General features: G+C 53.1%; 16 protein-coding genes. 11 read left to right on the forward strand and 5 right to left on the reverse strand.

The window, feature by feature from the left end:
- Positions 1–2 precede the first annotated feature (2 nt).
- Genes OZ656_RS09560 through xrt form a run of 11 tightly spaced genes read left to right on the forward strand, consistent with a single transcriptional unit; the run spans position 3 to position 13,680 of the window.
- A complete protein-coding gene (locus OZ656_RS09560) occupies positions 3–1,172 on the forward strand; it encodes a glycosyltransferase (protein ID WP_278350684.1) in 1,170 nt (389 codons plus the stop codon).
- Positions 1,169–2,182 carry a polysaccharide deacetylase family protein gene (locus OZ656_RS09565; protein WP_379945173.1) on the forward strand — a complete coding sequence of 338 codons (1,014 nt, stop codon included), beginning with the start codon at positions 1,169–1,171 and terminating at the stop codon, positions 2,180–2,182. The genes OZ656_RS09560 and OZ656_RS09565 overlap by 4 nt, the downstream gene beginning before the upstream one ends.
- Positions 2,175–3,539, forward strand: coding sequence for an O-antigen ligase (locus OZ656_RS09570; RefSeq protein WP_278350682.1), 1,365 nt, complete (start codon positions 2,175–2,177; stop codon positions 3,537–3,539). Before OZ656_RS09565 ends, OZ656_RS09570 begins: the two co-directional genes overlap by 8 nt.
- A gap of 25 nt (positions 3,540–3,564) precedes the next feature.
- Complete coding sequence (locus tag OZ656_RS09575; RefSeq protein ID WP_278350681.1) at positions 3,565–4,695, forward strand: glycosyltransferase family 4 protein; 1,131 nt, start codon at positions 3,565–3,567, stop codon at positions 4,693–4,695.
- Positions 4,692–6,206 (forward strand): oligosaccharide flippase family protein, encoded by a 1,515-nt coding sequence (locus OZ656_RS09580; RefSeq protein WP_278350680.1) that lies wholly within the window; start codon positions 4,692–4,694, stop codon positions 6,204–6,206. Before OZ656_RS09575 ends, OZ656_RS09580 begins: the two co-directional genes overlap by 4 nt.
- A gap of 3 nt (positions 6,207–6,209) precedes the next feature.
- Positions 6,210–8,141: an asparagine synthase (glutamine-hydrolyzing) gene (gene asnB, locus OZ656_RS09585; protein ID WP_278350679.1), complete on the forward strand. Its 1,932-nt coding sequence runs from the start codon at positions 6,210–6,212 to the stop codon at positions 8,139–8,141.
- Positions 8,134–9,201, forward strand: coding sequence for a hypothetical protein (locus OZ656_RS09590; protein ID WP_278350678.1), 1,068 nt, complete (start codon positions 8,134–8,136; stop codon positions 9,199–9,201). Before asnB ends, OZ656_RS09590 begins: the two co-directional genes overlap by 8 nt.
- Positions 9,180–10,061, forward strand: a complete 882-nt coding sequence (locus OZ656_RS09595; RefSeq protein ID WP_278350677.1) for a glycosyltransferase — start codon at positions 9,180–9,182, stop codon at positions 10,059–10,061. Before OZ656_RS09590 ends, OZ656_RS09595 begins: the two co-directional genes overlap by 22 nt.
- Before the next feature lie 35 nt (positions 10,062–10,096).
- Complete coding sequence (locus OZ656_RS09600; protein ID WP_278350676.1) at positions 10,097–10,996, forward strand: glycosyltransferase; 900 nt, start codon at positions 10,097–10,099, stop codon at positions 10,994–10,996.
- Complete coding sequence (locus OZ656_RS09605; protein ID WP_278350675.1) at positions 10,993–12,114, forward strand: GNAT family N-acetyltransferase; 1,122 nt, start codon at positions 10,993–10,995, stop codon at positions 12,112–12,114. The genes OZ656_RS09600 and OZ656_RS09605 overlap by 4 nt, the downstream gene beginning before the upstream one ends.
- Before the next feature lie 12 nt (positions 12,115–12,126).
- On the forward strand, positions 12,127–13,680 hold the full coding sequence (gene xrt / locus OZ656_RS09610; protein WP_278350674.1) for an exosortase: 1,554 nt from the start codon (positions 12,127–12,129) through the stop codon (positions 13,678–13,680).
- Here the strand turns inward: xrt and OZ656_RS09615 are convergent.
- The 5 genes from OZ656_RS09615 to prsR all read right to left on the reverse strand — a co-directional run bounded on the left by OZ656_RS09615 (position 13,622) and on the right by prsR (position 21,749).
- A complete protein-coding gene (locus OZ656_RS09615) occupies positions 13,622–14,692 on the reverse strand; it encodes a glycosyltransferase (RefSeq protein WP_278350673.1) in 1,071 nt (356 codons plus the stop codon). The genes xrt and OZ656_RS09615 overlap by 59 nt on opposite strands.
- Positions 14,693–14,759: 67 nt before the next feature.
- A complete protein-coding gene (locus OZ656_RS09620; RefSeq protein ID WP_226538098.1) occupies positions 14,760–15,440 on the reverse strand; it encodes a PEP-CTERM sorting domain-containing protein in 681 nt (226 codons plus the stop codon).
- Between the two features lie 148 nt (positions 15,441–15,588).
- Positions 15,589–17,553, reverse strand: a complete 1,965-nt coding sequence (locus tag OZ656_RS09625) for a PA14 domain-containing protein (protein ID WP_278350672.1) — start codon at positions 17,551–17,553, stop codon at positions 15,589–15,591.
- Between the two features lie 120 nt (positions 17,554–17,673).
- Positions 17,674–20,376: a tetratricopeptide repeat protein gene (locus tag OZ656_RS09630; protein WP_278350671.1), complete on the reverse strand. Its 2,703-nt coding sequence runs from the start codon at positions 20,374–20,376 to the stop codon at positions 17,674–17,676.
- A 50-nt stretch (positions 20,377–20,426) separates the two neighbouring features.
- Entirely contained in the window at positions 20,427–21,749 is a 1,323-nt protein-coding gene (gene prsR / locus OZ656_RS09635; protein WP_379945210.1) for a PEP-CTERM-box response regulator transcription factor, read from the reverse strand.
- Between the last annotated feature and the right edge of the window lie 24 nt (positions 21,750–21,773).

Raw genomic sequence — 21,773 nt, forward strand, 5'->3', positions numbered from 1 at the left:
GTATGGATAGTGGAAGTCCAATTCGAATCCTTTTTGTTATCGATCAATTTGTTAGTCCTCACGCCGGCACAGAAGGTCAATTGCTCCAGCTCATAAAAAGCCTTCCTAGAGAGCGTTTTGTGCCGGAGCTTTTGGTTTTGCGACCGTCCGAGCATACAGACGCGGGAGGGTTTCCTTGCCCTGTTTCGGTTCTCGGACACTCCAAGGTCATGAGCCCATTAACCTGGCTCTCCGTCATCCGCATGGCAGTCAGAAAAAGGGCGGAGGGGATATCTGTCTGCCAGGTTTTTTTCAACGATTCCTCCATTCTGATTCCACCTGCCATGTTTATAGCAGGTATACCCACAATCATTTCTCGCAGGGATATGGGGTTCTGGTACACGCAGACGTATCTGCGCATCCTTCGGTTAACCCGTCGCTTTGTAAGTCATGTGGTTACCAATAGTTTGGCGGTGAAGAACGTGACTGTTGAAAAGGAAGGCTATACAAGCAATAGCGTTTCCGTCATTTACAACGGCTATCCTCATGAGGTTGGATCAGATCACGCGCTATCTGAAGGTGAAGAGCGGAATCGCCGCAGAGAACTGGGTCTGCCGGAGGAGGGGCGTTTTATCGTATTGGTCGCAAATCTGCGCGAGATCAAAAGGATCAATGACGCGATAAAAGCGTTGCCGGTGGTTTTGAATGCCGTGCCTGAAGCGCAGCTGGTTCTTATAGGTGGTGGCGACCAAACCGCCTATCGCGAAACGGCAAATCAAGAGGGTGTTCTGGATAGAGTTCACTTTTTGGGCGCCCGATCAGATGTAAAAGAGATTCTGTCGGTTATGCATGTTGGCTTGTTGTGCTCGCAATCGGAAGGGTACTCCAATGCGATCGTCGAATATATGAATGCTAGATTGCCGGTTGTGGCTTCCGATGTTGGTGGAAATGCTGAGGCGGTGGTCCATGGTGAGACTGGTTATCTATATCCGTGTGGTGATGTTTCAGCGTTGGCCTCTTGCCTGGCAGATTTACTGGACCCTTTAACAGGTATCGCGGAAAGAATGGGTGAGGCGGGTTTTGAATTAGCACAAAGTCGACATGAGATCGGTCATATGGTCAAACGCCACACAACACTTTACGAAAATGTGATATCGAAGGCTGGCAAAGCCTCCCCATCGGAGGTCAAGTGAAGATTTCCCGGTTGGTTAAGCTTGCGGGCGAATGTGGAGGTTACCGCTTTGCACGGTTTTTGACGGCCAGAAACCCCAGAATCCTCATGTACCACCGTTTTTCGAAAGAGCCGAAACCAGGGTATGTGGACGCTAAAGCTTTTGAGTGGCAAGTTAGACATATCGCCCAACACTATAATGCGATAACGGTGTCTGGATTGGCGGAAGAGATTTTTTCTCGTGGCGTGGCATCGAAAAACAGCATCGCGATTACCGTAGATGATGGGTACCGTGATTTCTACAATGTGGCTTGGCCAATCCTGAAAAAATATGGGGTCCCAGCGACGTTTTACGTAACAACAGGATTTGTCTCCGGTGATTTGTGGTTGTGGCCGGACCAACTACGTTATCTACTCGAGAGATCTCCAAGCACACCGGGTACATATGATCTCGGGCTTCTTAAAGTCCAGACTCCCATTTTGGAAGCCGATTTTGAGTCTGAATTCTGGCGTATAAACCAGCTAATGCTTCGTGCCGAAAACAGTGCCAAACTTGATTGCTTGAGGGCTATGGAAAATGCTTGGAGTATCATGCTTCCACTCAGGCCTCCGAAAGAGTTTGAAGCTGTAACCTGGCAGGAGTTGCAGGAAATGCAACAGTCTGGCGTTGAAGTCGGAGGTCATACGGTAACGCATCCGTCACTAGCTCGAGTCTCTTTGATGGAGGCTGAAAGTGAGATTGTCGGTAGTTCTGAGGATCTGGAGAAGCACCTGGGGAAGAGTAACAGGTCATTTTGTTATCCAAACGGCACCCCCGATGATTTTGTCGGTGAACAGGTAGAAGCTGTTAAAAAAGCCGGGTTTATGTGTGCGGCAGTTGCTTTTTCGGATAGCCAGGAGCATGGACAGCGGTATGCGATGCGAAGGCACTCTGTCTCAGCCGATCAATTTCAGTTTTTGAAAGCAGTATCGGGTGTCGAATTGCTGGGACTAAAATGGAGAGGGCGAGTGCTGGAGACTCCATATGGCTAGCGTGATTTCTAATGCTAAAGCCGCGGCCGGTATGGCGCCTGGAGACAGATCGCCTGCCAGTTCGTTCTCGTTCGGAATCTATATCTTCTTTCTGATCGATTTTTTTCTGCATTTGTCGGCTCGATTTCCTGCCTACGGTGTGATTCGGCCTACACTAGTTCTTGTTTTGATAATTAGTTTAAGCCTGTTTTTACAGAGAGAACGGTTTAAAGGATGGACTAAAGATCCGATTGTATATTCGCTCGGAGTCCTATTGATTTACATCATCGTTTCTTTGCCTTTGGTTGAGTGGCCTGGAAGTGTTATAAAGAATAATTTAGGTGATTTTGTAAAAGCCGTTGTGTTTTTTTATTTTACCGTATTGTTGGTGGATACGGAGAAAAGACTAAAAATACTTTTTTTTGTGTTTGTGCTTTGTCAGGTTTTGAGGGTTTTTGAACCATTATTTCTTAATTTAACTGAGGGCTACTGGGGGAGTAGTACGCATTTGGGGCATGGTGAATTCTCGCAGCGCCTTGCGGGTGCACCTTCTGACGTAATTAACCCCAATGAATTAGGGTTTGTGATCGTAACTGCCATTCCATTTCTTCATTACATTCTTTGGTCTTGGAACTTGAAGGCCAAGTTGCTATATATAGTTATTTTACCCCCACTAATGTATGCATTGATTTTGACTCAATCTCGAGGGGCTTTTGTTGCTTTACTCGTTATTGGTTTTTTTATATTCAAAGAGTCGAAGCGTAAAATGATGCTGATTATTGTCACCATTGCTATTGCACTTCTGGGTTGGCAGGTTATGAATGATGAACAGAAGGATCGATATCTATCGTTAGTGGGGAAGTCGGAAACATCAAACGCAGCATCTGTCGATGGCCGGATTCAGGGTATGTTTAGAGAGTTTTCACTTGGGTTGGAGCGACCCATCGTAGGGCACGGACTAGGGACCACTCCCGAGGCAAAAACACATATTCTTGGTAGTCGACAGGCATCTCATAATTTATATGCTGAACTTTTAATTGAGTTGGGTTTTGTTGGTGCATTTATTTTTATATCTTTTCTTGTAAAGGTCTATCGCCGTTTGGTGGATAGCTCTAAAACGATTTTAACTTCGCGGGGCGAAAATAATACTTTCTATATGAATCTAAATAAGGCATTAATTGCGGTGTTTTGGATGTATGCTGCGTACAGTTTCAATTATTGGGGGCTGTCTCAGTACTATTGGTATTTTTTTGCAGGTTCTGTCGTCGTGTTTTATCGAATGATCAATCTTCATGAACCCTCTGGCTTGTTGCAGGAGGAAAGTTCGCGGCCTGCCAACAGGTTTAGTAACTTGGTTGATGTTCCCCAAAAAAGATGATCTTGTCTTTTAAAAGGATTTTCTGATGAGAATTGTAGTTTTTGCCAGGCACCCGGGGGGTGGTATTAGGACATACTTTTCCTACGTGTATGGCGATCAAGCTCAGAGTGACAATTGTTTCAGCTTAGTGACACCAGAGTCCGAAGCACTGCAGAATCTTGTCGCGCCGTTGCCTAATGTTGATGTCGTTGGCCAGTCTTCTGAAAACCTGATTATGTTATTGATGACGCTGTTAAAGCAGGTTGTCAAAGCCAGGCCGGAATTAGTCCACTCGCATGGATTCACCGCTGGCCTGATTGCGGCGTTTCCGCTTTGGGTACTTCGTATTCCTCACATCATAACAACTCATGATGTGTTTATGCCGGGGCATTTCCAGGGGAGGTTTGGAAGGCTAAAGAAGCTGATTATGGCCCGCTTGTTTTCCCTGGCGAATGTCATCAATCCTGTTGGCGAAGACGCTGTTTCAAATTTTGATGAGACATTCCCCACTTTGGGCTCTAGCGGGCGCGTGAAGGGAATTCGCAACGGCATTAAAGCTGAGGCCTTTCTTGGTGACCATGTCAGGAACCTTCGAAATGAGGCAGGTATTCCTGATGATGCGTTAGTACTTGGTTTTTTTGGGCGTTTCATGGCCCAGAAGGGATTTGGCCTGCTGGTTGATGCTGTTGAACAGTTGAATCGTCGCAGTAGTGAGAGGCCGGTTCACGTCTGTTGCTTCGGCTGGGGAGGTTTTATCAGGGAGGAACAGGCAGATATCCGCAGCCGAGGTTTGGATTCATTTTTTCATTTCTTTCCGGCGACAGACTCGATGGCCGAAGCCATACGGGGAGTTGATGTGGTTGTCATGCCTTCGAAGTGGGAAGCGTGCCCACTCCTACCGATGGAGGTTATGGTATCCGGTCGGCCTCTCATTACGTCCAATTGTATAGGAATGAAGGAGGTGGTCGCTGATTCTCCAGCAATGGTATTCGAGGTCGGTTCGTTGGCCGGGCTTCTCGAGAAGATCCAGTTGTTTGAGGCAAATCAGAATGCTTTTCAACTTGAATCGGACAGATTCAGGGAGGAAGCAGCGTTAAGATTTGATGTTAGCCAAACCTCCAGCAAGTTGGCACATCTTTTTGATGGTGTTTTGGCGAATACGGAGTCCGGTAGGTGATTCGTATTTTATTAGTCAACACCGGCTCAAATGTCCTGGTGATGCTCGTTAAACTGGTCATCACCTTCATTATGACCCCCGTTTTCGTTCACAACCTTGGGAAGTACGACTACGGTCTGTGGGAGATGATTGGCGCTGTAATTGGCTACATGGGGATATTGGACCTTGGCCTGCGGCCTGCCATCAGTCGGTATGCCGCGAAACACCACGCCGAGCAGGATTCACAGGCACTTGAGTCTGTGTACATGTCCGCCTTTGCGTTCATGATGATGGTCGGGCTGCTCCTCTTCGCCTTTTTCTTATGCTGGGGAATCTGGTTTTCCGGTGCGATCGCCCCGGAGGGAGAGCCATATCAGAAATACACGCTGTTTCTGATCATCATCGGGGCCCACCTGTTAATCTCGTTTCCAGGATATGTTGCAGAGAGCTACCTGGAAGGGTTCCAGAAGTACTACCTTAAAAACAACATCACGATTATCAATTCGATCGTGGGTTCCACGCTCCTTTACCTGTTGATCACTCCTGAAAATGGTCTGGTGCTCTTGGCTGGCATCAACGCCATTGGAATTTCCATAAAGTACATCCTCTTCATGTGGTTGCTGTCCCGCCCCGCCTTTGGTGCGATCAGGGCCCGTTGGCGATCCTACTCCTGGGTGCGTCTGAAAGAGCTGATTGTTTTCGGTTTTAAATCATTCGTTCAAGGTATTGCCACACGTGTTGAAAATGCTACGGACGTTTTGGTGATTGGTTTGATTATGGGGCCTGCTATGGTTCCGTTCTACAGTATTCCCGCGAACCTGACTCAGCACATCCGAAACCTCGGGTGGACACTGACTCATGCCTTTATGCCACTGTTCAGCGGCTTGAGTGCGAGGGCTGAGAACGACACCATCCGGCGGGTTTTTCTGATTTCGTCCCGTTACGTTGTCAGCATTCTTTTGGCCATGGGCACGGGGGCTCTGTTGTTGGGAGTGCCTTTTATCTCAGTATGGTTGGGGCCGGAGTTTGGTGAGAAGGCGGAATGGCTTATCGTGTTTCTGGTGTTCTTTACGGTGCTGCCTTTTATCAATCCGTTCGCCAGCCGTTATCTGACGGCGATTGATAAACACGGGATTTTTGCACGCCTCACTCCTTTGGCCGCCGCACTGAATATTGGCCTGAGCCTTGTTCTTGTTCACCCGTATGGCCTTGAGGGCGTGGCTTTTGCTTCCGTCGTTCCCGGGTTGATCTTTGTCCCTTTATATCTCCGATATACCTGCCGCCATCTCGAACTTCCCGTCAGAGAGTATTTGCGCTCGTCTGTGCTGCCTGGCTTCGTCCCGGCTGGTTTAATGGCAGTTATTATTCTGGGTGTTGGTCAATATCTGATGTACGACAGTTACCGCCATATTTTGTTGGGTGCGATTCTGGGAAGTATTGGCTGGCTGGCAGCCTTCTGGCTGCTGGTGTTGAACCGAGAAGAACGAGATTACGTGGGCGCTCGACTGGCTCGCATCGCAGGAAGGAAATAGTCCATGTGCGGTTTTGCAGGATTCGTAAACAGGGATGTGGGTAGAGCCCCGGAGGCCACCCTGGAGGGTATGGGGGCTGCCATAGCTCACCGGGGGCCGGACGATTCAGGTATCTGGCTCAAGGCAGACCTTGGCTTGGGTCTGGTGCATCGCAGGTTGGCCATTCAGGATCTGTCACCGGCGGGTGCGCAGCCGATGGCGTCAGCGAGTGGGCGCTTTGTTATTGCCTTCAATGGGGAAATCTATAACTTTCGGCAGCTGAGATCAGAGCTTGAAAAGGAGGGATGCACCTTTCGGGGCCACTCAGACACGGAAGTGATGCTCCACGCAATTGAGCGTTGGGGGTTGGAAGAGAGCCTACCGAAGTTTTCGGGAATGTTTGCTTTTGCCCTGGTGGATATGAAAAGCCGGGAACTGATTCTGGCCCGAGACCGGATGGGTGAAAAGCCACTGTATTATGGATGGCAAGGCAAAAGTCTGTTGTTTGGTTCGGAGCTAAAGGCGCTTCGGGTGCATCCTGCATGGCAAGGCGGTGTCGAGCCTGGGGCGCTGGCGCTGTTGCTCCGGCACAACGTGATACCGGCACCGATCAGTATTCATAAAGGGATTCTGAAATTACCGCCTGCCTCGCTGGTTCGTTTTCCTCTTGATGGATCCTCACCGGGTACGTTACCGGAACCGCAACGCTACTGGTGTCTTGAGGATTGCTTTACAGAGAGCCGGGCGCCGGAAAGCTTTGAGGCTGCCAGTGACCAGTTGGAGGTTTTGCTCGGGAACGTGATCGAAGACCAGATGGTATCGGACGTTCCTTTAGGTGCTTTTCTCTCCGGCGGTATCGACTCTTCCACGGTGGTTGCACTCATGCAAGCCCGTGCAAGCCAGAAGGTGAGAACGTTCAGTATTGGCTTTGATGAGCCGGGCTTTAATGAGGCAGAGCATGCCGCAGAGGTTGCCCGTCATCTGGGAACCGAACACACAGAGTTGTACGTAACTCCCAGGGATGCGCTTGACCTAGTGCCGCGTTTGCCAGATCTCTATGACGAGCCTTTCGCGGATTCCTCGCAGTTGCCTACTTTTCTTGTCAGCCAGATGACACGGAAGCATGTCACGGTTGCATTGTCAGGTGATGGCGGAGATGAGTTGTTCTGTGGCTACACTCGGTATCCCTCGGTTCATAACCGTTGGCGGAGCCGAACCAAGCCGGCCGGTGTCGCCCGGCGCTGGTTATCCCGCTTACCAGAGGGTGCAACGGCTCAGGCGATCCGGACTCTGGTGCCTTCCCAGCGAGGTCGGTCGACGCTGGCGATTCGTCATCGCCTCAAAGCGGAACGTGCGCTGGCCTCGGCCGCGGATCTGTCAGATTTCTATCGACAGTCTGTCTCTTTCTGGAATGAGCCCGAGTGTTTTCGGAGGGACGTTCAGGAACCCAGATATGGTCTGACTCAGGCAATCCCGCACGCTGTTCCCCCCGACGGATTGAAAGCGTTGATGTGGCGCGATCTGAATTGGTATCTGCCCGATGACATTCTGGTGAAGGTCGACCGGGCAGCGATGGCCTGTAGCCTGGAAACCAGAATACCGATGTTAGACCCGAAGGTGGTTTCCTTCGCGCTGTCGTTGCCGTTGAGCTATAACCTAAATGGCGGCGTGGGCAAGCAGGTACTGCGTAGCGTTTTGTACCGCCACGTGCCAAAGTCCTTGGTGGACAGGCCCAAGCAGGGGTTTGCGGTGCCCGTGGGGCAATGGTTACGGGGCCCTCTGCGCCCCTGGGCGGAGGCGCTGCTGCAACCGTCTGTCTTTGACAAGCAGGACTATCTCGACCGCTCAGTTGTGAATGCCTATTGGCATGAGCACCTAAAAGGGCGCGAGGACTACTCTGCAGAGCTATGGGGCATTCTTATGTTTCTGGCATGGCTGGAGCGCACGGGTGGCTGAAATCAAACCCTATGATGATCAACGCCATCGGGAGCAGGTGCTGAACCTGTTTGCTGATGTGGCGTTCAAACGTGATATCTGGAGTTATCAGTTCCAGGAGAATCCTGGTGCGCGCGATCGTGGCTTTGCTCCGGTGGTAGCGGAAGAGAATGGTACGGTTGTCGGCTTCAACGGGGTGGTGCCGGTAAGTATTCTATGGAATGGCCGGCCAACACAGGCCATGTGGAGCTGCGACTTCAAGGTGTCTGAGCGCCAGCGCGGAAAGGGCGTAGGCCGGTTGATCAAAGTAGAGTTGGCACAACGCTCTCCCATTCTTATGTCGTTTGGCATCAGCCCGGTCGCCGCCATCGTATTGCAGCGGATGGGTTGGCGTGCCAGCGACCAGGTGCATTTTCTTCGTAAAATCCGTCAGCCTCGTAGCGCTCGTGACTGGGCTTTGATGCTTCTGCAATTTTGCACTCGACTGGTTAACCGCCCAGTGCAGAGCGGACACAAGCGGGCGTCTCTCCTGCAGCAATTGCCACCCAGAGAACAGATTGATGAGTTGTGGGCGGCAGTTGCGCAAGGCTACGACAAGGTTGTTGTGAGAGACTGGGCTTACCTTGACTGGCGCTATCAGCGGCATCCGTTTGCACAGTATTCATTTCTGGAAGTACGGGACGAGGATGATTCCCTGAAAGCTCTGGGGGTTGTCCGTGCGGATGACCGACAGGTTCGACTGGTCGATTACATCGGGCCAGCAGCATCAGCGGCGCTGAAGTCGGCGGTTGTAGAGGCAATGCTAAGGGAATGGCCGAATGCAACCTCTTTTTCTGCATTGACCTCCGATTTGGAGCTGAAGCAGGCCATGAAAGCGCACGGGTTTTATCAAGGCCGTGAGCAACCCCGATTTTTTGTGTGGGAATCACCACAGCGAGTTTCGTCAAGCGGAGATTGCACCAGCGGCTGGTTCATTATGGGGGGAGATTCTGATGGCGAACTGCTGCAGTCTGCCCGGGAAGCGTGGAATGAAGAACGTATTAACAAGGACGATAACGGATGTCGGCTAAAGACCCTTTGATCACTATTATCACTCCTACCTATAACCGTGCGGAGTTTATTCTGCAGGCGGTTGAGAGTGTGATGGGGCAGACGTACGGAAACTTTGAATTTCTGATCGTCGATGACGGTTCAACGGATAATACGGTGGAGCTGCTTGAACCCTACCTGCAGGATGAACGCGTCCGTCTGTTCCAGCAGGAAAACCAGGGGCAGAGTGTGGCCCGAAATGTGGCTCTGGCGGAGGCGTCCGGCGACTTCATATGCTTCCTGGATTCGGATAACTATTGGCCGCTTGATAAGCTGGAGAAACAAGTCAGGGTTTTTGAACAGCATCCGGAAGTGGATGTGCTATATGGCGATAATGTGATTATCAACGAGCAGGGTGCTGAGATCAGTCGCAAGAATATGTCGCGTTATTCGGGACGCATCGCCGCGAGGATGATTCGGGACAACTGTGTTGCCATGAACACCGCAATGGCAAGGCGCCGCTGCTTTGATGAGATGGGCGGCATGAGCGGAAAACGACGTGTGGCTGACGACTATGATTTGTGGCTACGGTTTTCCGCCCGCTATCAGTTTCGCTATGAGCCGGAATACTGGGCCTGGTATCGAGTGATGGAAAACCAGATTTCGTCGGATAAAACACAGCGGTTCCGGGTCAATGAAGCCATCATTCGCGACTTTCGCCGAGAGTATCCTGAGGCCCTCAGTGCGAGTGAATTCGATAAGGGATTTGCCCATTTCTACATCAGAAAGGGGCGTTACCTGGGCGCCGTGGGTAAAAAGCTTGCGGGCATCAAAGAAATCATGAAAGCGCTGAAGTATGCGCCGGCAGAAACCAACGTCTGGCGAGCGCTGCTTGCGGTAGCGCTGAAATAAAAACAACGATGAATAAGACAGGGAAGTAAGCAGTCATGTCTTCTAATCCTCTGGTGTCGGTCATTACGCCAACATTTAACCGGGCGGACTACCTGCCGTATGCGGTTGAGAGCGTTCTGTCTCAATCGGTTCCTGATTTCGAATTGATCGTTATTGACGATGGTTCCACGGACGGCACCGCCGAGCTGATGGAGCGGTATCTGGCGGACTCGCGCATTCGATATCTTAAGCAGGAGAACCAGGGGCAGAGTGTGGCCCGGAATCGCGGGATTGCCGAGGCCCTTGGCCAGTTTATCTGCTTTCTCGACTCTGATAATGCCTGGGTGAGTACAAAGCTGGAAACCAGTCTGAAGGCCTTTGAGGAACATCCCGAGGTGGATATCGTCTATGGTGATTTCATAACCATAGACGGGGAAGGGCATGAACATGGTGTGAATCGTATGGCCCGTTATTCCGGCCGTATCACGCCGCAGTTGCTCCGGGATAATTTTGTGAGCATGAACACAACTATGACCCGCAAGCGCTGCTTTGACGAGATGGGGGGCTTTGACAGCGCCGATCGGTTGGCGGAGGACTACGGGCTCTGGTTGCGTTTTTCCACCCGCTATCAGTTTCTATATGTTCCAGCGGTGCTTGGGTATTACCGGGTTATGGAAAACCAGATTTCCTCTGACAAGGAGAGCAGGTTTCGAGCGAACGAACAGCTGGTCCAGGGTTTTCTGAAAGCCTTTCCTTCAGCGGTTACCCGGGGTGAGGCCCGCCGGGGGTTAAGTTATTTTTTTATTCGGAAAGGGCGATATGAGTACTCGTCTGGTCAGCGTCGCCAGGCCTTTCGTTCTTTGCTTCGGTCATTGTCGAAGGACCCGTTCTGGATGGGCCCCTGGCGGTTCGCTGTAAAAATGCTGCTAACTTCCAGCCGAGGGAGGCGAATGTGACTTATACCGTTCGTCGCTTGTCTGAGAAAGAGTTTTTCGGGCTGCAGGAAAGCTGGGACCATCTGCTGGAGCAGAGTAATGCCGACCCGCTGTTCATGAGCTGGGCCTGGCAGACGTCCTGGTGGGAAACCTGGGGCGATAGACTGAACCTTGATCTGTTGCTGCTTGGTGTATACGCCCCGGGCGATACGCTGGTTGGCCTGGCTCCGCTCTACCTGAGTGCCGTCAGCACGCCGCTGGGATGGAAAGTTCGAAGGCTGCATGTGGTAGGCAATGCCTGGAAGCTGGGGCCTACGGTGCGCACGGAATATGTGGGCGTCATTGTGGATCGGCGTGAGCAACTGGCCATCCTGCAGGCGCTTGGGAGCTATCTCGCTGAGGCCCGGTGGGATGAGATGATTATTGCGGATGCCTCCGCGAGATCAATGAGTATGATCGAATCTGGCCTGAGCCACACGCTGGCGCTCTCCCGGGTGGTTCGGAGTGAGTCGGAAGGTGTGGTGATTCCAACTCAGGGACAGTTTACGGACTGGTTATCAAGGCTTGGAAAGAATACTCGTCTGAAAGCCTATAATCGGCGAGAGTTGTTTGAAGGTACTTTTCATGGTTCCTTCGAGGAATGGCAGACCCCGGAGACGTTTCTGGCATTACTCAATCGTTTTCACTGCGAGCGTTGGGGAAAGCCCTGCTTTGACGATAATGCTGTTCGCTTCCATGAGGCACTTCTGAACCGGCTCTCCGGAAGCCAATCCGCGAGAATGTCGGTACTGAGAGCCGACAATCAGATTGTGTCTGTACTTTATGATGTCCGCGCCGGCAATCGGGTATACAACCTGCAGGCGGGGTTCATTCAGGATTTCCACAACAAATTGTCCTTGGGCACGCTCCATCTGGGTTATGCCATTGAGCGATCCTTTCAGGATTCGAGCATTGTCAGTTACGACTTGCTGGCCGGGTCCGGGAAAAATACGTTCTACAAACAGCACTTCAGAGGGGAGCAGGTGTTGTTTACCACCGTTGAGTATGTTCGTTCTCCCATTCTTAAAATGGCTTATGGGGCAAGGGGGTGTATGCCGCCCCGTTTAGTGTCCTCAATTAATCGTTTCTTTCGTCTCTGAGCGGGTGTTGTCATGAATATGGAAAGGATGCCGTCTATCAGCCTGATGAGTCGCCTGTGGCCGTTCCTGCTTGTCTTATGTGTGCTGGCATTCGTTACTTTTCCTACTCTGGAAGGAATCGTGACGCGATGGGTAAAGTGGGACGAATCATACTCCCATGGTCTTTTGTTAGCCGGCGTGTCGCTGTATCTGATCTGGCGAAAGGCGAAGGCCAATCCGGTGGCCCCGGGCTTCGCCCCGGTTTGGGTTCTTCCTTTGATAGCGTGTCTGCTTGCCTATTGGGTAGGGGGGTTGATTCGTCTTCAGGCGCTTCAGCAATTGGCGTTGGTGCCTCTTTTGTTTGCTGCCTGCGCGACGCTGATGGGGTGGCGCCAGGCTCGCTGGTTCATTGTGCCGCTGGGTTTGCTGTTTCTGACCATTCCTGTGTGGGATTTCCTGGCCTGGGCGCTACAGGTAATTACCGTTTCCGTTAATAAGTTCCTGTTGGGTTTTTTCGATATTGATTTTGAGGTGGAGGGCGTTTTCGTTTACCTCATCGGTGTCGGAACCTTTGAAGTTGCTCATGGATGCTCTGGACTCCGGTATCTGCTGGTGGGGCAGGCGCTGGTTCTGATTTATGGCGAGTTATACCTGTCGAGGTTACGATCCCGCATCACGTTATTCTGTTTGGGGGTGGCATTCGCTCTACTTGCCAACTGGATCCGGGTGTTCGTCATCATCTACATGGGGTATGAAACGAACATGCAGTCCGGCCTGATCGAGGATCATGAAAACTTTGGCTGGTGGGTGTTTGCGGGCACGCTTGTTCCCCTTTATTTTCTGGCTCGTCAGCTTGAGAAACGGGACGACCAGGTTGTTGCCAGCCAGGATAATGACGAGAAGCAAGATCACGCTAAACCCGCAGGTAAAGCTACCGTTGCTGTAACGGTTGTCGCGCTGTTGGGGCTGGTTACCTGGGTTGCTTTGCCGGACAAGCGAGGCAACATTGCTTCTGAACCCGAGGGGTACGCCATTGATTTAAGTGAAAGGTATTCCCCGGTCTTCGGATCTGCACTGGAGGGGTGGCGCCCCAACGTTCTCAATCCAGACAGAGTGTATGCGCAGACCCTGTTTGACCGTTTGCAGGCCCGCGCAGGGCAAGGTTTGGGCACAACCTACTATCTCGGCGCGTTTACCTATGACTATCAGAGGCATCGTGCGGAACTCATCCAGTACAGTAACCGCCTTTATGACCGTGATTTCTGGATTCCGGAAGGCTTCTTTGATGTTGAAAACAGCCTGAATATCCCGGTGCAGGGAGTCACCCTGAAACATCGTGTTTCCGGACAACGTGTGCATCTGGGATATAGCTACTTTGTTCAGGGGCAGTGGGAAACCGATCAGTGGCGCGCGAAGCTTGCTCAGGTGGGCGGGTTCTTCAGTGGCCGTGATGATGCCTCTTTACTCATCTCCGCAGTGGCGTGTGATGGCTGTGAGGTGACTGCAACGCTCGCTGAGTTTATCGAGTCTACTTTTCCGGTGATTCTTGAGCAGATTGATCAAGAGGTGGTGCGATCAGATCGTTGAGTTGGCTCTCTAATCGGGACAGAAACTGTTCGTGATTGGTTGAATACCATTCGATTGCCAGCCTGGACATGTGGGCCAGCGTGGCCGGTGGCTGGTCTATCGCAGCTTGAATGCTCCGCTCCAGAGCGTGTTCTGAGACAAGGTAACGGGTGCCCAGGCGAAACGTCAGGTTTCTTTCCACGTGTGCCAGAAAGCCTCTGTCCTTCCCAACCAGCTCGTTCATGGGCGGTGCATCAGTTGTTATTGTAATACAGCCGTAAGCCATGGCCTCTGCCAGTACCTGGCCATAACCCTCCACTTCTGAAGGTAGTACCGCGAAACCGGCCTGGGCCCAGAGTGTGTTCAGTTCATTGTTCGTGAGGTTCTTCTCTACCCTGATATTGGCGGCGGGGGTGGTGTCCAGATGCTGGGAGACAACGACCAGTTCTGGCCATTCTGGATGCCTCTGCCAACATGCCATAACACGTTGCGTGCCCTTGAACCGACTGTTGCCAGCTACATGCAAAGCCAAACCGTAGTTTTTCCTTTCTGAATCGTTTTGAGCGCTAACTTCACCGCCGGTAAAACCCAGGTAGTGGGTGTCTGCATGTAAGGCGGAAAAAATCGATACCGCGTGGTGTGTTTTGCAGAGTATACGGTTGGTAAAGCTGAGGTAGGGACCTCTCGATTCAATGAACCATTCCTGGTTAGGGATGAGCCAGTGGTGTCGGCCAGCAGCCAATTGAGATATCCAGACATTCTCGAGGTGAATGACGAGATCCGCCTGTTGAACCGGACGTAGCAGCCTGAGTAAGCCGATCTGACTGCGATAGAAGAGTTTGCTGAGAAATCCGGGGCAAAATCGTTTTAATGCCTTGAATCGATAAGCTGAAAGGCGGGAACGCCATACGGGAGTAGGGGGCAGTTGAACCTGCCTGGTCTGGTGCCCAAGCCGCTGCAGGGCTGCTTCCAGTATCCTGGCATCTTTTTGCAGCCCTCTGCCGCTATTGGCATAAACAATCAGTACATCCATGAACCTGACCTGAAATGAAAAAGCCCTGCAAGTGCAGGGCTTTTAAAGCGTAGCATAGAACTCGATGTCAGGCTTTTTTACGGCCTTTCATCCGGACTGCAATGCCAGCGAGACCAAGGCCAAGCAGAGCCAGCGTGCCAGGCTCGGGAACCTTGGTGGCACGAACTGCGATCACCATATCGTCATGGTTGTCATCGCCAACATAGCCATCGTCCAGGCTGATTACGAAGTAATCTTCTTCAACATAGAAGAGGTTGAAGTTGGTGCTGGAGTTCGGTTTGGCGATGTTGTTGAACTGACTGCCGTTGGCGCCATCGTTGTTGATGGTAACTCCGCTGCCATTGATGAACTTGAAGTTCAGCAGGGCGTCAAGACCACCGTAGAATACGGCGCTGAACTGGTCATCAGGATTGCTGTTGGTATCGAATACCAGCGTGTTACCCCAGTAAAACTGGTTGTTGTCGTTCGCTTCTTTACCCAGGTAGGTGAAGGTCAGCTTGAACGGATCGGAGCTGGTGGATTTCAGGTTGTGGCCGAACAATACGGTATCACCCACGTTGTACAGAGGTGCATCCGCTGTCCAGGTACCACCTACGCGAGTGGCGTAATCGTTGTCTCCCGGAACACTTTGCTCAGCTACAGCGCCAGGTGCGTTTGCATTGGCAACAGAATCGATATAGGCAGCCTGAGCTACTCCCGCAAAACCGACGGCTGCAGCCATTGCCAAGCCTTGAGTCAATTTTTTCATTTGAGTCACTCCTCCAGTGAGTGGTCTTTGCGTTACGTCATCCTCTAATAAGCAGGCTTTGTGCCAGATTTTAAGTCATTGAATATTAATGAAATTTTCTGGCCGCTGCTGTTTGGTTGTAAAATAACTCGACAACCAGAATGCTCACTTAGTTAACCTGATGCTCTACCGGATCAGACGGTTCACTACTCAATCCATTGATATCGATTACCTGAATCGTAAAGTACCAGGTGCCGGGCGCCAGGCCGGTAACCGTGGTTGAGGTTGTGCCTGCCGGCACCTCCAGGGTTTGAGTCAGGTTTGCAGCATCCTGTCCGTAGTTGATCCGGTAACGGTCAATTTCGCTCAGCGAAATGCTGCTGCCGTCTACCCTGGTGCCCGGAGGCGTCCACGACAGTGTCACACTGCCGCTGGCATCGCCGGTACCACCGGGCTGGCTGGTGACCGGTGATTCTGGCTCCGATACGGTTTCGAGCGTGTACGGGTGCAGGCCCGATTGATAAGCCTCAAGAACCGTCACGCCGCTATCGTTAAGCACCCGGCTGGCTGATGGTTGCATCAGGGGGAGTCCGTAGCGAAGTTTGTAAAGATCGTCGATGCCGTCGTTCAAGGTGCTTTCGGCGAACTCGCTGTCCAATGTCAGATGCTGGACGGTGTTGGTCGTGGATATGGCATCTCCAGTGGCGGCGTCGGTAATCGCCAGTTGTGCGGTGGCACCCCAGCCGAACTCAAAGTACTCCATGGTGATGGCAACGGGGGTCCCTGCTTCGAGACTCGCGGTGGCGTTGTAGCTGGTGGGGGATTGGTTCTTCCACTGATCAATGACGGTAGACCCGTTGAGGAAAAGCCGAACACCATCATCCGTGGTGGTGGTGAAGGTGTAGTCCCGGGTTCCTTCATTGTGGGGGGGTGTGAACCATCCCTGCCAACGCACGCTGAACCGGTCCTTTGGAAGCTCCGCTGCCGGGCTTCCACTATTCCAGTTGAAGTCGACGGTCGCATCCCGCTGACTGTAAACGAAGCTGTCAAACTCGGTGCCTGTGAAGTACTGGCCGACGAATCCGGTTGCATACACTTCCTGGGGGGCAGGGAAGTCGCTGGCATCGGTGGGATTGGTGCCGGCCTGGTACTCTTGCAGGATGGTGTAGCCATCACCGTCAAGATCTACATTGGCATCGCCCGGGTTGGTGGGGTCCGTGCCATAGGCGTATTCGTACCCATCCGGAATCCCGTCGTTATCAGTATCTTCGGTGCCGGGATTGGTCCTGGCCCAGAACTCATCCATGGCGGTAAGCAGATCATTGTCGGTATCGGATTTTGAATCGGCGGCATTGGATGGATCCAGCCCGTACACAATCTCCCAGTTGTCGTACAGATCATCACTGTCCGCATCAAGTGGGGGGTACTGGCTGTTGAATGAGAGGCCCTGTTCAGCGTCAAAGTAGCCGATTCGGTAGCCCAGATGGTAGGCATCTTCGGATGTCATCTCGGGGGCCGAGTCAGGGGCTTTCTGGGCGTAGCTGTATAGCGCGCTGCCGCTGATCACTTGCTGAGAGATGCCGGGGCCGGACCAGGCAACGGTAAAGTGGTCGTCCCATCCACCTTCCTTGTGTCTGAATTCAAAGTAATATTTTTTGCCGGCCTCCAGATATTGTACGCCGGAGGTTTGTGAGGCATAGCGGGTGAAATTATCGAGGGGCGTGGACATGGTGGAGGCGATCTGAACCGCACCGTCCGGGTTCTGGGAATCAGATAACCACAGTTGTGTCTGATCGTCGCCACTGATGTAAAAGGTGTATTCGCCCGTTTCGGGGGGCTCGATAAAGCCCCGGATCAGTGTGCCGTAATTATTGGCTCGGCTGGTGGCTTGGCGTAGTTGGGTGAGTTCAGTGATTTCATCGGGCGAATCCGGATATTTCTCTGCGTCCAGCATGCCCTGAACGTAGTTCCCGGAGATACCGTCAAAATACCAGACATCGACCTTTCCCGGTTCGCTCGTCTCTGGTATCGCGGCTGTCGGTGGCAAATCCTCAATATCCCTGAACTGCCAGTTCTGACAGCCGCTGAGCAGAACCACCACGGTGCCTACGCTCAACACTTTGATAGCAGCCATAACCCACCTTCCTTGCTATTGGAAACAATATGTAAAGTATTGTTGCAGTGGGTCAGGGCTGCCACCGGCGGCTAGGAACGTTTCGTTATGTCCTCTTTTTGGTTATAGCGTGAGTAATGATTAGCCGTTGTTGCCTGAGCTGAACTTGTCCATGATCTGCTGGGCCGCATCGGTGCGCCCGGTGGCTCGATAAGCTTCGGCCAGATGCATTGCGATTTCCTGGGAATCCGGCGCCAGGGAATGGGCTCTTTCCAGTACAGCCAGGCTTTGCTCGTGTTCACCAGCCTCGAACAGGATCCAGCCGTAGGTATCTGCAATCGCAGCATTTTCGGGCACCAGTTCGTAGGCGCGTTTGGCCAGTGATGCCGCTTCGCTGTTGCCGGCCTCGTAATACAGCCAGGCGAGATTGTTCAGCGCCAGGGCGTTGTCCGGGGTCTGTTGCAGAACCTGCTGGTAGTGCTCAATGGCCGCATCCGTCTGGCCTGCTTGCTGGGTTTGAAGCGCCAGTGTAAGCAGAATTGACGAATTGTTCGGGAATTGTTTGTTGGCTTCCTGCAGTGCTTCTATCGAATTCTGAGATCGGCCGGCGTTAGAGAGTGCGCGAGCATGGGCGATGGCCAGTTCCGCCGTTTGTCGTTTGGCCAGGGCCAGTTGATACAGTTCAGCGGCTTGCTGATGTTCGCCCTGATTCTCGTAATAGCTGGCTTCTACTTGATAGGGCGCAGGGGAGTCCGGGTGATGCTGCTTGGCATCCTGCAGCGCGCTTCGCGCGGCGGTTGCGTTGCCATTGCTGAATTCGATGGCAGCCACTTTTAATGCAATGGCCTCATTCTCCGGGAAGAGCGCCCGACCCCGGCTCAGGATCTCAAGAGCACGTGAGCTGTTGTCGCGCTGTGCCATTTGAGTGGCTATGCCTTCGTACACCGCAGCCACCATCGGCTCTGCCTGCGATGGCTGATCTTCACGCTCTCTTTCCATCAACCGGGCGGTCAGTTCATCGGCTCGCAACGTATCGTTGTTGATCAGCGCGGATTCCAGAAGGATCAGCCGCGGTCCGTTTGCCTCAGGATGTTGCGTGCTGATTTCCTGCATCAGCCCGGTCAGTTGATCGCGCTTCATCACACCGGCAAGGGCCTGAATGGCGGGCAGGTTGTTCGGGTTGGTTTCGACCGCCTGGCGGTACCAGGTAATCGCCTGCTCTGTGTTCTGCTGTTCGCGGGCAAGGTTGCCCAGAGCTACCAGAGGAGCTGCTTCTTCCGGGTGTTGCTTGTGCGCCCGCTCAAAGTAGCTGGCCGCCTGTTGGGTGTTGTTCAGGCTGCTGGCCAGGTTTCCCCGGGCGATCAAAGCCGCCATGCTTTCCGGATTGGCTTTAAGCCAGGTATCCAGGGTGTCTGTTGCCGCCTGCGAATTGCCAGACAACGCCTGGGCCTGGGATGTCAGAATTGTGGCCTGCAGGGCCTCCGTGGCATCCGACGGAATCTGACTGGCCTGTTTGATGGCATTGGCGAAATCACGGGTTTGAGTGAGGTAAGCCGCATAGCGCAAACGCAGGTTGTGGTTGTCTGGTGCCAGTTCCAGCGACTTTTCCAGGAGCTGGCGGCCACTCTGATCGTCGCCAGAAGCCAGGCTTGCAATGCCTACCAGTGCGAGTGTTTGTGGATCGGCGTCGCTGCCCTCCAGGTCTTCCAGCAGTGATTTTGCGCCAGCCGGGTCGCGCATGGATATGCGGGTGGCGGCCAGGAGTTTGCGTACTTCATCGGCGTTTTCCATATCGGCCAGCGGTGCAAGCAGTTTCTCCGCCTCCTCGGGGCGGCCTTGCCGATAACGTATTACGCCCAGCATCAATGCGCTTTGTTGATGGTTGGGAACCTGGTTAAGGACTTCCTGCAGATACCTGGCGGCGGTATTCAGGTCGCCATCATTATAGGCTGAGGCCGCGGCTTCCAGGTTGCTTTTGATCGTACCCGGACCGGACTTGGCAAGGATTTCCTCATAGACAAATGCCTCCGCCGATTTGCCCTGCTCACGCAGAACGGTGATCAGGGCCGAAATGGTCTGGTATTTCCGGAAGGTCATAACGTCGAACTGGCCAATGGTCTCCAGGGCGCGTATGTACGCCTGTTCTGCTTCGGCCCATTGTTGGCGGGCATGGGCGAATTGCGCTTTCCAGAGCCAGACGTCCTCGTGTTCAGCGTCAATTTCTATGGCTTTCTCAAGGCGTTCCTTTGCAGTGTCGAAGTCGCCCTTGGCCGTGGCAACCCGGGACAGGCCGATCATGGCAATAACGTTATTGCTGTGTTTGTCGAACGCGCTCTGGTAGGCCTCTTCGGCTTTGTCAAAGTCGCCGCTGGTCAACCAGGCGCGACCTTTCAGGTTGTCTGCCTGCAACTGTTGATCCGGAGAGGGCGATGAAATCTGGTCCAGAGATTCCAGGGCTTCCTGGTGTTTACCCTGGAGAATACGGGCTTCAGCCCGGATCAACGCAGCCTGGTTGCGTTCCGATTGGCCCAGCTCCTCAATGTTCGTCTTCTCAAGGAGCTTGTCCAGTTGCCGTTCAGCGTTCGCCGCATCACCGGCAGTTAGCAGGTTGTGGATGATGACAAAGTAGGGGGCGGCGCGATTCGGCTGGAGATCGATGGCGCTTCTGGCCTCGATGGTGCTTGCTTTCAACTCACCTTGGCGCTGGAAAAACCGTGCCTGGTCAACATGGCTGATGTACTGAATGTCTTCCTGAGACATGTCCGGTTCGCTGTTGCACCCCGTCAGGGTCAAAGCAATGGCAGCGGAGAGCAGTGATGCACGCGCAATAGTTTTGATTTTCATGCCCTGTTCCTTCTTTCGTCGGGTCTTGTTCTGTTCCAGCATTGGGTGTCTCAGGCCTCGTTTGGGGCCGTGTTGGTCTCAATCCGGTATTTGTCGGTCAGGTTGTATAGCGTCGGGCGGGTAACGCCCAGCAGACGCGATGCCTGAGCCATGTTGAAATTACTGGTGGTCAGGGCCTGCATAATGGCTTTTCGTTCTGCCGCTTCACGTACCTGGCGCAGGTTGAGCTGAAAGTCGGTGTCGCACGCTTCAAGGGGCAGAACCAGGTCTTCGGCGGTGATGCGCTTGCCATCGGCCATGATGATCGCCCGCTTCACCTTGTTGATCATTTCACGCACATTGCCTGGCCAGCTGTAGGCATTGATTGCCTGAACCGCATCGTCCGAGAACGTGAGGTTAGGGCGGTCCATTTGTTTCCCCAGGGTTTTCAGGAGGGATTGTGCGATCACCAGTGGGTCGCCATCCCGTTCACGCAGGGCAGGCACATCCAGTGTGATTTCACTGATCCGGTAATACAGGTCTTCCCGGAAATCGCCCTGGGCAATCAGGTCCTGAACATTCCGGTGGGTGGCGCACACCACCCGGACATCAACGGGAATCGGTTTTACCGAACCTACCCGGTCGACCACTCGTTCCTGCAGGAAGCGAAGCAGTTTGGCCTGCAGTGCCATCGGCATATCGCCAATCTCGTCGAGAAACAGGGTGCCGCCGTTGGCGCTCTCAATCTTGCCTTTCTTGGATTGGGTCGCGCCGGTAAAGGAGCCTTTCTCGAACCCGAACAGTTCGCTCTCCAGCAGGTTTTCCGGAATGGCGGCGCAGTTGATGGCCGCAAAGGGTTTGTCGGCGCGATGGCTCAGGTCGTGCAGGGCCCGGGCCAGGAGTTCCTTGCCGGTACCGGTTTCGCCGGTAATCAGGGTGGTGACATCGGTAGGTGCAACTTTTTCGACCGTGCGGCAAATCACCAGCATTTCGGGGCTGGCGGCAACAATGCCTTTGATGTTGGTGCCATTGCCTTGCGAGGACAGTTCGCGGTTTTCTTTTTCCAGTTCCGCGAGGCGGAATGCCCGATTTACCACAAAGGTGAGGATGTCGGCATCCAGCGGCTTCTGGTAGAAGTCGCAGGCTCCCATGCCTATGGCCTTGACGGCGTTTTCCTTGTCTTCCCGCCCAGTCACCACGATCACTTTGGTCATGGGCGCCAGGCGAAGGATATCTTCCAGCAGTGCGAAACCCTCAGTGGCGCCGCCGGGGTCGGGTGGCAAGCCAAGATCCAGCGTCACCACTTCAGGCTCGAGACGCCGAAGTGCCGTTAGCGCTGCCTCCCGATCAGCGGCCACCGAGACTTCAATGTCTTCACTGAAGCACCATCGCATCTGGCTCTGGAGGCCAGGATCATC

It is taken from the genome of Marinobacter sp. LM1 (genome assembly GCF_042763285.1).
Taxonomy (GTDB): Bacteria; Pseudomonadota; Gammaproteobacteria; order Pseudomonadales; family Oleiphilaceae; genus Marinobacter; species Marinobacter nauticus.